At 71.0% G+C, this 13,380-nt stretch carries 9 protein-coding genes; 4 read left to right on the forward strand and 5 right to left on the reverse strand.

The annotated features are described in order from the left end of the window. Positions 1-38 precede the first annotated feature (38 nt). Both OG801_RS28150 and OG801_RS28155 read left to right on the forward strand, forming a co-directional pair. Positions 39-1,241, forward strand: coding sequence for an oxygenase MpaB family protein (locus OG801_RS28150; protein WP_406032444.1), 1,203 nt, complete (start codon positions 39-41; stop codon positions 1,239-1,241). A 35-nt stretch (positions 1,242-1,276) separates the two neighbouring features. Further along, complete coding sequence (locus OG801_RS28155) at positions 1,277-2,320, forward strand: ATP-binding protein (protein ID WP_406032446.1); 1,044 nt, start codon at positions 1,277-1,279, stop codon at positions 2,318-2,320. A gap of 10 nt (positions 2,321-2,330) precedes the next feature. Here the strand turns inward: OG801_RS28155 and OG801_RS28160 are convergent, their stop codons facing one another. Genes OG801_RS28160 through OG801_RS28170 form a run of 3 tightly spaced genes read right to left on the reverse strand, consistent with a single transcriptional unit; the run spans position 2,331 to position 6,265 of the window. Next, positions 2,331-4,430 carry an iron ABC transporter permease gene (locus OG801_RS28160; protein ID WP_406032448.1) on the reverse strand — a complete coding sequence of 700 codons (2,100 nt, stop codon included), beginning with the start codon at positions 4,428-4,430 and terminating at the stop codon, positions 2,331-2,333. Next, positions 4,427-5,440, reverse strand: a complete 1,014-nt coding sequence (locus OG801_RS28165; protein ID WP_355017213.1) for an iron-siderophore ABC transporter substrate-binding protein — start codon at positions 5,438-5,440, stop codon at positions 4,427-4,429. Before OG801_RS28165 ends, OG801_RS28160 begins: the two co-directional genes overlap by 4 nt. Positions 5,441-5,467: 27 nt before the next feature. Further along, on the reverse strand, positions 5,468-6,265 hold the full coding sequence (locus OG801_RS28170; protein ID WP_406032450.1) for an ABC transporter ATP-binding protein: 798 nt from the start codon (positions 6,263-6,265) through the stop codon (positions 5,468-5,470). 119 nt (positions 6,266-6,384) lie between these two features. On the opposite strand from OG801_RS28170, the gene pheS reads away from it, so the two are divergent. Both pheS and pheT read left to right on the forward strand, forming a co-directional pair. Beyond that, positions 6,385-7,506, forward strand: a complete 1,122-nt coding sequence (gene pheS / locus OG801_RS28175; RefSeq protein ID WP_355225471.1) for a phenylalanine--tRNA ligase subunit alpha — start codon at positions 6,385-6,387, stop codon at positions 7,504-7,506. After that, on the forward strand, positions 7,503-9,992 hold the full coding sequence (gene pheT / locus OG801_RS28180) for a phenylalanine--tRNA ligase subunit beta (RefSeq protein WP_406032452.1): 2,490 nt from the start codon (positions 7,503-7,505) through the stop codon (positions 9,990-9,992). The genes pheS and pheT overlap by 4 nt, the downstream gene beginning before the upstream one ends. A gap of 86 nt (positions 9,993-10,078) precedes the next feature. Here the strand turns inward: pheT and OG801_RS28185 are convergent, their stop codons facing one another. Further along, positions 10,079-12,286, reverse strand: coding sequence for an acyltransferase family protein (locus OG801_RS28185; protein WP_406032454.1), 2,208 nt, complete (start codon positions 12,284-12,286; stop codon positions 10,079-10,081). A 61-nt stretch (positions 12,287-12,347) separates the two neighbouring features. Continuing rightward, the gene (locus OG801_RS28190) at positions 12,348-13,373 is read right to left on the reverse strand and encodes a threonine aldolase family protein (protein ID WP_406032456.1); all 1,026 of its coding nucleotides are present in this window, start codon (positions 13,371-13,373) and stop codon (positions 12,348-12,350) included. Between the last annotated feature and the right edge of the window lie 7 nt (positions 13,374-13,380).

A 13,380-nucleotide genomic window follows, 5' to 3' on the forward strand; every position in this document is an offset into this window, starting at 1 on the left:
TGCGGAGGTTCTCTCAGGGCGATGCGAAGGAGCACGGCATGACGAACGTGAGCAGACGACGACTGTTGGCCTCGGGCGGTGCGGCAGCCGCCGCGGGCGCGACCTTCCCGCTGTGGACGTGGTCGCCGAGCGCCTCGATCGCGGGCACGGGTGAGGGGCTGGATCCCGAATACGTCTGGGACGTCCGCGCCGACCCGGTCATCGGGCGTCTCTACGGCGAAGGCGCCGCCAAGGTCGCCGAGGTCAACGAGATCCTGAAGGGCTGGACCACCAACGACCAGCCGGTTCCCGATGGCCTGCCGGGCTACCTGACCGACTTCATCGAGGAGGCCCGCAGTCTCCCGACCTGGGCCGACCAGGGGAAGCTGCAGCTGGCCGGCACGTTCAACGAGGAGAGGTACGGCTTCTTCCTCGCGCTCCTCTACACCCTCGGCAGCGGTCTGATCAGCTGTGCCATCAAGCGCGAGGCATGGTCGGTCTACTACTCCTACGGTGGCGCGAACATGCGCGACCGGATCGCCAAGACGACCGTGCTCGGCTACGACGTGATGGACGCCCAGGGCTGGACAGCCTCCGGCCGGCTGATGGTCGACTCGGTCAAGACCCGGATGGTCCACGCCGCCGTACGCCACCTGCTGCCGCAGTCCCCGCACTGGACGAAGGTCGGCGCCGGCCAGGAGATCCCGATCAGCCAGGCCGACATCCTGGTCACCTTCCACAGCCTCGGCACCTGGGTGATGAAGAAGTTCAGCGAGTGGGACATCGCGCCGAGCAAGGAGCTCGCCGACGCGTTCCTGCACGCCTGGAACGTCGACCTCCACCTCCTCGGCGTGCAGGAGCAGTATCTGCCGAAGGACTGGGCCGCGGCGTACGCGCAGTACGACCAGGTGATGGGCCCGGCGACGGGCGGCACCCAGGAGGGAGTCGAGCTCGCCCAGGCGCTGCTCGACGCCGTGATCGGCGAGGGCAACCCGCTGCTGCGCCAGGAGCTGGAGTCGCTGGGGCGCTATGTGATCGGGGATGCGTACGCCGACATGATCGCCTTCGACAAGGACCCGGTGCTCGCGCCGGTCTGGGCGAGCGCGGTGCCGCTGCTGGTCCGGTCCTACCAGAGCACCGTCCCCAACATCCCGCTCGTCTCCAACCTGCTCCCCGAGGCCGTACACACCTTCATCAAGATCTACTTCTCGCCCGGTGACCCGGCGCCGATCACGCTGCCGCTGAGCAATCGGCCTGAGTAGCGGCCCTGGGCAGTGGGTCGGTCTAGGGTGGCGGCGTGGACGCCAGAGAACTCGCCGATGCCCTGCCCGACGGTGTCGTCGTCGCCGACGCGGATGGCGCGGTCGTCCTGGTCTCCGCTCTGGCCGGGCGGATGCTCGGCGTCGACCCGGTCTCGAGCCTGGGGAAGCCGCTGGGTGACGTACTCGCGCTGAGGAGCACCGAAGGGCAGACCTGGACCGAGGCCAACCGGCCCTACGACACCCTGCGGACCGTCACCGGCACCCCGGAGCAGGCCTGGCTGCTGCCCGACGGCACCGAGGTGCTGGTCGTCTCGACGATCCGGCGCCCGTCCCTGGACGCCGACGTCGACCAGGTCTCGATCTCGCTGCGCTCGGGCCGGGGCCGCAAGCGCCTGGACCGGGAGCGGTCCGACCTGGTCGCCACCGTCGCCCACGAGCTGCGCTCGCCCCTGACCGGGGTCAAAGGGTTCGTCCAGGCGCTCCTGAACCGCTGGGACCGGCTCAACGACGATCAGAAGAAGCTGATGCTCAAGACCGTCGCGTCCGACTCCGACCGGCTCTCCAGGCTGATCGCCGAGCTCCTCGACGTGGCCCGGATCGACACCGGCCGGCTGCAGCTCTACCCGCGCGCCAGCGACGCGACGGTGCTGGTCACCCGGGTGGTCGAGTCGGTGCGCTCGGCGACGTCCAGGCCGATCGAGCTCGACGTCTCGGCAGGTGAGGACGAGCTCGAGATCCACGCCGATCCGGACAAGTTCACCCAGGTCGTCACCAACCTCGTCGAGAACGCAGTACGCCACGGGGACGGTGTCGTCACCGTGAGCCTGGGCGTTCGGCCCGACGACCCCGACCAGGTCCTGCTGGTCGTCGAGGACCGCGGCGAGGGCATCCCCGCCGAGCTGCGCCAGCGCGTGTTCACCAAGTTCTGGAAGCACGGCGCCCGCGGCGGCTCGGGCCTGGGCCTCTACATCGTCGGCGGCCTCACCCGCGCCCACCACGGCTCGGTCACGATCGGCGATGCCGACGGCGGCGGGGCCCGCATCGAGGTCGCCTGGCCCCGGAATCCGCCGTCGGCCTGAGGTCACTCCCTCACGGCCTCGACCGGGCCAGCAGGAAGATGAAGTACGGCGCGCCGATGAGCGCGACGACGAGACCCGCGGGGATCTGAGCGGGGCTGATCGCGGTACGGCCGATGGCGTCGGCGACCACGAGGAGCAACGCCCCGACCAGGATGGCGACCGGGACCACCCGCGCGCTGCGCCCGCCGACGAGGGCGCGCGCGATGTGCGGCGCGACCAGGCCGACGAAGCCGACGACACCGACGGCGGAGACCGCCATCGCGGTGAGCACCGCGGCGGTCAGCAGTATCAGCAGGCGCACCCGCTCCGAGGAGACGCCGACCAGCCGTGGCGTGTCGTCGTCCAGCGTGAGCAGGTCGAGCTCGCGACGTACCACGAAGGCGATCGGAATCGCGACGGCCAACGCCACCGCGACCGGGACGACCTGCTCCCAGCTGCGACCGTAGGTCGAGCCCGACAGCCAGGTGTAGATCCGCGGTGTGTCCCACGGGTTGGAGCGCACCAGCAGGAAGGTGCTGAGCGAGACCGACCCGTACCAGACGCCGATGCCGATGAGCACCAGCCGGTCGGTGTCGATGCCGTGGCGCCAGGCCAGGCCGTAGACGACGCCGAAGGCGACCAGCGCTCCGACGGTCGCGGCGATGAGCATGGTGGTCGTCGAGGCCGCGGCCGAGCTGCCGCCGCTCCAGCCCGAGGAGAGGCCGGTGACCACGATGACCGCGCCCACGCCGGCGCCGCCGGTGATGCCCAGGATCCCGGGCTCGGCCAGCGGGTTGCGGCAGGTGGCCTGGACGAAGGTGCCCGCGAGGGCGAGGGCCCCACCGGCGAGGACGGCTGCGGCGACCCGGGGCGCACGCTCGTCGAGAGCGAACTGGACCAGCGGGATGCCCTCGCCCTGGATCCAGGCGACGATGTCGCCGGTGTAGAGCCACTGATGCCCGGCGAGCAGGCCGACGACGGTGGCCCCGACGGTCAGCGCGAGCAGCAGGACGAGCACCACCAGGAACCGGAGCCAGCTGCGGATGGAGACGGTGGCGCCGGGTGGACGGCGGGTGGGCCCGGAGTCACGTCCGCCACGGGCGAGGAGCACCATCACGACCGCACCGGCGATCGTCGTCGTCACTCCGGTGGGCACGGACATGGCCTCGTCCGCACCGAGCACCGCGCGGACGAGGACGTCCGCCACGACCACGACGAGGGCGCCCACGAGACCGGCGGCCGGGATCAGGACGGCGTGCCGGTTCAGCGCCGGGACGACCCGGCCGAGAAGGCGTACCAGCACTGGGGCGCAGAGCCCGACGAAGCCGATCGGCCCCGCCAGCGTCACCGCTGCTGAGGTGAGCAGCACAGCGAGCACGGTCCCGATCGCCCGCGTCGAGCGGACCGGTACGCCGAGGACCGAGGCGGCGTCGTCGCCGGCCGAGAGCAGGTCGAGCCGGCGGGCGAGCAGCAGGCCGCAGACGGTCGCCACCACGACCACCGGTGCCACCTGCCAGAACGCCTGCAGCCCGAGCTGGCTCAGCGATCCGCTGCCCCAGGCGAACAGGCTCGTGGTCTCCTCGGAGTACAGGATGAGCAGCGTCGAGGTAGCGGCCTGGAGCGCGAGCGCCACCGCCGAGCCGGCCAGGATCAGCCGGGTCGTCGAGGTGCCCGCGCCACCGGCGAGGGCGAGGACGATCCCGGCGGCCACGAGGCCGCCGAGGAAGGCCGTGATGCCGGAGGCCCACAGCGGGACCGACAAACCGAACGCGGCGACCAGCGTGACCGCGAAGTAGGCGCCGCCGGTCACCGCCAGGGTGTCGGGGGCAGCCATCGCGTTGCGCGCGAGCGACTGCAGGAGCGCCCCGGCGACGCCGAGGGCGAAGCCGACCGCGATGCCCGCCGCGAGGCGGGGGATCCGCGACCCGGTGATGATCTCCATCGTCGACGCCGTCGCGCCGTGGGACTGCTCACGCCCGAGCAGCGCGTCGAGGAAGTCGGCGGGCCCTACGCCCGAGGTGCCCTGGGTGAGGTGCCAGGAGGCGGTCAGCAGCAGCCCGGCGAGCAGGCACAGGAGGACGACAGAGGCGCCTCCGGCACCCGCTCGCGGGGCCTTGAGGGCATCGGTCACTTGAGCAGGTCGACGTACGCGTCCAGAACCTGCTCGGCCGATCGGGGCCCACCGAAGGTCCAGATGCCCTCGGGGAAGGCGTGGGTGCGGCCCTCGCTGACGGCCGGGATCGACTTCCAGACCTCGTTCTTGGCCAGCTCGGCGTTGATGTCGCCGGCGGGGTCGACGGTTCCGGTGTGGAAGAAGGTGGCGTCGCCGAGGGTGGTCATGCCCTCGATGTCGGTCTGCCCGAGGCCGTACGCGGGGTCGACCTCGCCCGTCCAGGCGTTCTTCAGCCCGAGCTCCTCGCCGAGCTCACCGATCAGCGAGCCCTGGCCGAACGGGCGGATCGCCACGTTGGCGCCGTCGATCCAGCCGTCGAAGTAGACGAACTCGGTGCCTGCGGCGTCGGCCTCCGCGACCGCCTTCTTGGAGTCGGCAAGCTTGTCCTCGAACTCGCCGACGATCTTCTCGGCCTGCTCCTCGCGGCCGGTCGCCTCGGCGATCATCTCGAAGGTGGTCACCATGTTGGCGACCGGGTCCTTGGCGTCGGCGCCCTTGGTGGCGAGGACGGGGACGTCGTACTTGGCGAGCTGCTTGAGGATCTCGTCCTCGGCGGTGTAGGCCTCGACGACGATCAGGTCGGGGTTGGTGCCGAAGAGGGTCTCCAGGTTCGGCTCGCCGCGGGTGCCGACCTCGGTGGCGCCGTCGCCGAGCTCCTCGGCGGTGTCCCAGGTGCGGTAGCCCTTGCCGTCGGCGACGGCCACCGGGTCCACGCACAGACTGAGCAGGTCCTCGGTCTGCTGCCACTCCAGCACCGCGACCCGCTCGGCGGGCTTGTCGAGCTCAACCTTGTTGCCGAAGGAGTCGGTCAGGCTGACCGGGCCGGTGGAGGTCGAGACGCCCTCGCAGCCCGCGGAGGCCTTCTTCTCGGGCTCACCGGAATCGGCAGCGGTCGTCGTCTGTCCGCAGGCGGCCAGCATCAGGGCGCCGGCCGCTGTCAGGGCAGCAGTGGTCGTACGTCGAAACATCGTGTTTCCTCTTCGTGTCCGCCGGCGTCAGAGCCGGGCGTGATGCCTGCCGCGGGGCTCGACCCGGACGCGCCCGGACTCCGGATCGGAGGTCACCTCGATCGGGAGCCCGTACACCTCGGAGAGGTGTTCGGCGGTGAGCACGTCAGCGGGCTCGCCGGCGGCGTGCACATCGCCGTGGTGCAGCAGTACGACCTGGTCCGCCACAGCGGCGGTCTGGTTCAGGTCGTGCAGGACGACGCCGATGGCCGTCCCGTGGTGGTCCGCGAGATCGCGGACCAGGTCAAGGATCTCGACCTGGTAGCGCAGGTCGAGATGGTTGGTGGGCTCGTCGAGGAGCAGTACGCCGGTGTCCTGGGCCAGGCAGCTGGCCAGCCAGACGCGCTGCAGCTCGCCACCGGAGAGCTGGTCGACCGCCCGCTCCGCCATCGTGGCGGTCCCGGTGAGCTCCATGGCCCGGTCGATGCCCTCCAGGTCCTCCTCCGTCAGGGCGGCGAACCGACGGCGGTGGGGGTGGCGCCCGAATCCTACGACGTCGCGAACGGTCAGGCCGGAGGGGTGCGGGCGGGATTGGGAGAGCAGCGTGACCTTGCGTGCGAACGCGCGGGCGTTCAGCGGCGCGCTGTCGGCACCCTCGAGCTGGACCGACCCGGAGGTCACCCGGTGCAGCCGGGCCAGGGACCGCAGCACGGTCGACTTGCCCGAGCCGTTCGGCCCGATCAGCGCGGTCACCCGACCCGACTCGAGACCGATCGAGACGCCATGGACCACGGTGGCGCGGGCATAGCCGAGCACGAGGTCATGACCGGAAAGGGCAGGGGGCATGAGGTGAGGCTAGCCTAACTATCATCCGGGTTGTAGAGGGGGACCGGTTACCGGTTCGCGCGAGGGGCTGGGAGATTCCTAGACTGTCGCTCACACACTCGATGCGACGAAAGCCAGTGATGTCCGGTCCCAACACCGACTATGACCCGGTAGAGGTCACCCCCTTGAAGGCTGAGGAGGTCGAGGCCGCGCGCGACGCCGCGCTCAAGGCCATCGACGCCGCGACCAGTCTCGAGGAGCTCAAGCAGACACGGCTCGACCACGCCGGCGACCGTTCGCCGCTGGCCCTGGCCAACCGTGAGATCGGCGCGCTGCCGCCGGCGGCGCGCAAGGACGCCGGCCAGCGCGTCGGCAAGGCGCGCGGCGCGGTCAACCAGGCGCTCGCGGCGCGGCAGAAGGTGCTCGAGGCCGAGCACGAGGCGCGGATGCTTGTCGAGGAGACCGTCGACGTGACGCTCCCGACCGACCGGCTCCCCGCTGGTGGGCGGCACCCGCTCACCACCGGCGCCGAGTACATCGCCGACATCTTCGTGGCGATGGGCTGGGAGGTCGCCGAGGGCCCGCTCATCGAGGCCGAGTGGCTCAACTTCGACGCCCTCAACCTGGGCCCGGACCACCCGGCCCGCACCATGCAGGACACCTTCTGGACCGAGCCCGCCGAGAACCACGTCGTTCTCCGGACCCACACCAGTCCGGTCCAGGCGCGCACCATGCTGACCCGCGAGGCGCCGATCTACGTGGTCTGCCCCGGACGCGTCTTCCGCACCGACGAGTACGACGCGACCCACTCGCCGATGTTCCACCAGGTCGAGGGCCTCGCCATCGACGAGGGCATCTCGATGGCGAACCTGAAGGGCACCCTGGACCACTTCGCCACCCAGATGTTCGGCGAGGGCATCGTGACCCGGTTCCGGCCGTCGTACTTCCCCTTCACCGAGCCCTCCGCCGAGGTCGACCTGACCTGCTTCGTCTGCCGTGGCGCGCAGGTCGTCGACGCCGGAGACGGTCAGCTCGTCACCTGCCGCACCTGCAAGGGCGAGGGCTGGATCGAGTGGGGCGGCTGCGGGATCGTGAACCCGCGCGTCCTGGTCGCCTGCGGTGTCGACCCGGAGAAGTACAGCGGCTTCGCGTTCGGCATGGGCATCGACCGCACCCTGATGTTCCGCACCGGCCTGTCCGACCTGCGCACCCTCTTCGAGGGCGACGTCCGGCTTACTACTGCATTCGGGAGTGAACTGTGAAGGCCCCCCTCTCCTGGATCAAGGAGTACGTCGACCTGCCGGCCGATCTCGGCATCGAGGAGATCACCGACCGGCTGACCGCGCTCGGGCTCAAGCTGGAGGCGATCGAGACCTCCGGCGCCGGCATCGAGGGCCCGCTCGTGGTGGGCCGGGTGCTCACCCAGGAGCCCGAGCCGCAGAAGAACGGCAAGACGATCAACTGGTGCACCGTCGACGTCGGCGATGCCAACGGCACCGGTGAGCCGCAGGGAATCGTCTGCGGCGCGCACAACTTCAAGCCGGGCGACAAGGTCGTCGTGATCCTGCCCGGTGGCGTGCTGCCTGGGAACTTCGAGATCTCGGCCCGGAAGACCTACGGCCACATGTCGGCCGGAATGATCTGTTCCGCGCGCGAGCTCGGGCTGGGGGAGGAGGCCGACGGCATCATCGTGCTGCCGGCCGACGCTCCCGCCCCCGGCACCGACGCGCGTGAGGTGCTCGGGCTCGGCGAGGAGATCATCGAGTTCGAGATCAACCCCGACCGTGCCTACGCGCTGTCGATGCGCGGCATCGCGCGGGACGCCGCTCTCGGGTTCGACGTGCCCTTCCATGACCCGGCGCAGATCGACTACCCGATCGCAGACGGGTCGGGCTACCCGGTCCGGCTCGAGGACGACGGCTGCGACTTCTTCGTCACCCGCGTGATCACCGGGTTCGACCCGGCCGCGCCGACGCCCGACTTCATCAAGAAGCGGCTCGAGGCCACCGGCGTACGCTCGATCTCGCTGGCCGTCGACGTCTCCAACTACGTGATGATGGAGCTCGGCCAGCCGACGCACTGCTATGACCGGGCCAAGCTGTCCGGCGACATCGTGGTGCGGCGGGCCAGCGAGGGCGAGAAGATCACCACGCTCGACGACGTGGTCCGGGTGCTCTCCGAGCAGGACCTGCTGATCACCGACGACTCCGGCCCGATCGGCATCGCCGGTGTCATGGGCGGGGCGTCCACGGAGATCTCGGAGTCGACCACGGACATCGTGGTCGAGGCCGCGCACTTCGACCCGACCACCGTCTTCCGCTCCCAGAAGCGCCACAAGCTCCCCTCGGAGGCGTCCAAGCGCTTCGAGCGCGGCGTCGACCCGCTGCTGCCGCCCGCCGCGGCCCAGCGCGTCGTCGAGCTGCTCGTCGAGCACGGTGGCGGCCAGGCCGTCGGTGTCTCCGAGGTCGGGCCGGGGGCCTCGCTCGAGACGCGCGAGCCGTTCCGGACCATCACGATCCCGGTCGACCTGCCGGCCCGGATCATCGGGCTCGACATCGACGAGGCGACGGTGGTGAAGTCGCTCGAGCTGATCGGCGCCCGTGTCGCTGTGTCGGGTGACTCGCTGCGCGCGACCATCCCGAGCTACCGCGTCGACCTCACCGACCCCTACGACCTCGTCGAGGAGGTCGCCCGCATCGTCGGCTACGACAAGGTCCCCTCGGTGCTGCCACGCCGCGCGACCGGTGGTGGTCTGACCCGAGCGCAGCAGCTGCGCCGCCGGATCGGGCGTGCCCTGGCCGGCGCCGGGCTGGTCGAGGTCGTCGACTTCCCGTTCGTGGGCGAGGCCGACTTCGATCGCCTCGGGCTGCCCGCCGACGACGTGCTGCGGCACACCGTCAAGCTGGCCAACCCGCTCAGCAGCGAGGAGCCCGGCTACACCACGACGCTGCTCCCGGGCCTGCTCAAGGTCGCCGCCCGCAACGTCTCCCGAGGTCAGGACGGGGTCTCCCTCTTCGAGACCGCGACCGTCGCCTTCCCGGTGGACCAGGCCGCGCCGATCTACGGCGTCGACCGGCGCCCGACCGAGGAGGAGCTCGAGAAGCTGCTCGCCGCCATCCCGCGCCAGCCGCTGCATCTCGCCGTCGTGCTCGCCGGGGAGCGTACGCGGGGTGGATGGTGGGGCGCCGCCGAGACGGCCTCGTGGGCCGACGCCATCGACGTCGTACGCCGCCTGGGCACCGAGCTGGGAGTCCCGGTCGAGGTCGCCTCGGCCTCGCGGGCGCCGTGGCACCCGGGTCGCTGCGGGGTCGTCTCCGTCGACGGTGTCGAGTTCGGCCACGCCGGCGAGCTGCACCCCAACGTCTGCAAGGCGTTCGGGCTGCCTGCCCGTTCGGCAGCGGTCGAGATCGACCTCGACTTCCTGATCTCGAAGGTGCCCGCCACCGCCGCCGGCCCGGTCTTCTCGACCATGCCGATCGCGAAGGAGGACGTCGCGCTCACCGTGTCGGTCGACGTCACCGTGGCCGCCGTCGAGGCGGCGCTGCGTGAGGGTGCCGGTCCACTGCTGGAGACCGTGCGGCTCTTCGACGTCTACGAGGGCGACCAGGTCGGCGAGGGCAAGAAGTCGCTCGCCTTCGCGCTGCGTTTCCGTGCTGCCGACCGCACGCTGAAGGCCGAGGAGACCGCGGCCGCACGCGACGCGGCGGTCGCCAGGGCGGCCGAGCTCACCGGCGCCGTCCAGCGCTGAGGATCTGCCCGGATCTGACCGGGATCTGACCAGAACGGGGAGGGTCGCTCGCGATGCGAGCGGCCCTCCCCGGCTGCGTACGGCCGCTATTTTCGGTTGCGGATGCCGAGCTCGCGGGCCAGTGGCTCGGCGAGCTGGGGCGCGTACTGGCGCGACATGTGGGTGCCGTCGTAGTGGGTGATGGTGTCGCCGACGACGGCGGGGCAGGACCCGTCCCAGCAGAAGTAGGAGCTCATGTCGGCGACGTCGACGCCGACCTCCTCGGCCGCCCGGACCTGCACGTCGATCGACCGCTCCCGCGACTCGACCGCGCCCATCAGGCAGTCGCCCAGGGTGGCGCCGGGCCGGGACAGGCAGGTGCCGGCGTTGGCGTCGAAACCCTGGATGTCGCGGATCAGCACCGTACGCTTCGTGTGCTTGTCCACGCGGCGCAGGAAGTCGGTGTAGGCCGGATGCATGAGCTCGTCGATCTTGCGGCTCTCACCGACCCAGTCGCCGTTCTCGTCGAAGACGCCCTGGATCGGCGGAGCGGTGGAGACGACGGTCAGGTCGGGGTCGAGGCGGCGGTACTGCTTGAAGGCCCAGCGGTTGAAGTCGTCGCACTCGGTGTAGGGGTCCTTCTCGCCGCCGCGGTCGGTGGTGATCGAGGCCGAGACGCAGCGGTTCTTGACCAGGAAGTAGGTCCGGAAGCCGTGCTTCTTCGCGATGTCGTTCAGCGTCGGGACCCAGTGCAGGGCGTGGGAGTTCCCGAAGACAACCATCGTCTTCTCGCCGTCGGGGTCGCCGTCGACGCACAGGTCGCGCTCGGAGTCGTCGGTGTAGTCGCACCTGGTCCGGCTCGGCTTGAGGGAGTCGAGCTCGGTGAGCGCCGGACGCAGCTCGGTCGGGACCGGCGTGTCTTTGCGCGCCGCAAGCACCGACGCCCGCACCAGTGCCTCCTGCTCGTCCAGCGACGGATCGGCCGCGGGTGCGTCGGCCAGGGTGATCGCCGGCTGGAAGTCGCCGCGGGTGGCCTCGTAGTCGGCGTAGGCGGTGCCGCCGAACGCGATGGCCGCCACGAGCGCGATGCTGACCGGGTAGAAGGTCAGCGCGCGCCGGGTCGGCCGCCAGATCGCACCCTCACGGAACGGCGCCTCGACGAGCCGGAAGGAGACGTACGCCAGCACGAACGCGCCCGCGACCGCCAGACCGCGCTCGGGCCAGGTGAGCTCACGCTGGAGGACGATCTCGGGCAGCACCAGGAGCGGCCAGTGCCACAGGTAGAGCGAGAACGACCAGTCGCCGATCGCCCGCATCGGCGCCACCGACAGCAGCCGGGCGCCGATCGTCGTCTCGCCCGAGGGAAGGGCGCCGGCGAGGATGATGGCCGCGGAGCCGAGCACCGGGAGCGCGGCGTGGTAGCCGGGGAACGGGGTGGACTCGTCGTAGGCCAGGCAGGCCCAGACGATCGCGATCAGCCCGCCCAGGACGAGGATCTCGCGGACCAGACGCGCGCCCCCGAGCCGCTGCATCACCCGGCCGCTGGTGACCAGGATCGCCAGCGCCGCGCCGATCCCGAGCTCCCAGGCGCGGGTGAGCGAGGAGAAGTAGGCCGCAGTGGCCTCCCCGGGCGTGTGCACGAGCGACCAGGCGAAGCTGGCGAGGGTGATCAGCGCGATCGCGGCGAGGAGGAACCGACGAGCCCGTGCCGAACCCTGCTGGACGTCACGCTCGCCGCCCCGGGAGGCGCCGATCCTGCTCGCCAGGACGATGCAGATCAGCGCGACGAGCGGCCAGACCAGGTAGAACTGCTCCTCGACCGCCAGCGACCAGAAGTGCTGGACCGGAGAGGGCGGCAGCTCGGCCTGGAAGTAGTCGGTCCCGGCGATGGCCATCCGGATGTTGGCGGCGAACGCCGAGGCCCAGACCGCGTCGACGGCGAGCGGAGCGACCTGCGCCGGACCCAGCAGGACCACGGCGGCGACCACGGTGGCAGCGAGGGTGAGGGTGGCGGCCGGGAGGATCCGCCGGGCCCGGCGCGCGTAGAAGCGTCTCAGCGATATCCGGCCGGTGCGGCCGAGCTCTCCGACGAGCTGCTGGGTGATCAGGAAGCCCGAGATGACGAAGAAGACATCGACGCCGACGAACCCGCCGGCGAACCAGGAGACTCCCGCGTGGGCGGCTAGGACAGTGAGGATGGCGACGGCGCGTAGCCCCTGGACGTCGCCACGTAGCCGTTTCGCCGGTGCCGAAGGAGGCTGGTCCGAAACGGTCGTGCTGGGGGTGAGGTGGGGGACCTGGAGGTCGTGAGACATAGGCGGGTGAGGTTACCGAGTTCACCCCCTGGATTCCCAGATTTGGCCTGTCGGCCATGTCTCAGCTCGGGTCGTCGAGGTGGCTCAGGACGGTGCGGACGTCCTCGCTCGTGGTCTGCCACGACGTCACGAACCGGACCTGGCCGCCGAGCCGGTAGAAGAGCACCCCGGCCGCCTCCAGGCGGTCGGCCGTCTCCTCGGGGAGATCCACCCACGCGAGGTTGGCGTCGACGGAGTTGGTGATGCGTACGCCTGCCTTCTCCAGGCCGGCAGCGAGCTCGGCCATCCGCTCGTTGGCGTTGCGGGCGTTGCGGAGCCAGAGGTCGTCGGTGAGGTAGGCCAGCAGCTGGGCCGACTGGTAGCGCATCTTCGAGGTGACGTGGCCGCTGCGCTTGGTGCGGTAGACGAGCTCGTCGGCGGGAGCGTCGCTGAAGCAGACGATCGCCTCGGCCGAGAGGGCGCCGTTCTTGGTCGCGCCGAGGGAGAGTACGTCGACGCCGGCCCGCCAGGTGAGGTCGGCCGGCGCGGCGCCGGTGGCCACGACGGCGTTCGCGAACCGGGCGCCGTCCAGGTGCACCCGCAGGTCGCGGGTCTTGGCGATCCCGGTGAGCTCGGAGATCTCGGCGACGGAGTAGACCGTGCCGTAGTCGGACGGCGAGGTCAGCGAGAGGACGGTCGGCTGGGAGTGGTGCGGGTCGCCCCAACGTACGCCGTCCAGGTGGGCCTGCAGCGCCTCCGGCGCCATCTTGTAGCCCTCGCCGGCGAGCCCCGTCATCACCGCGCCGCCGCTCAGGTAGGAGGTGGCGCCGCCCTCGCTGCTCAGGATGTGCGCGGTCTCGTGGCACAGCACCGAGCCCCAGGGCGGGGTCAGCGCGGAGAGGGAGAGCGCGTTGGCGGCGGTGCCGCTCAGTACCGGGAACACGCGCGCCGTCGGGTGCTCGAAGACCTCGCGGACACGGGCCTCGAGCGCGGCGGTGACCTCGTCACCTCCATAGGCGAGCGCGGAGCCGGAGTTGACGGCGGCCATCGCCTCCAGGATCGCGGGGGAGACGGAGGCGGCATTGTCAGAGCGCAGTTCGACGGTCACGGACCCA

The organism is Nocardioides sp. NBC_00163 (assembly GCF_045206295.1).
GTDB lineage: Bacteria > Actinomycetota > Actinomycetes > Propionibacteriales > Nocardioidaceae > Nocardioides.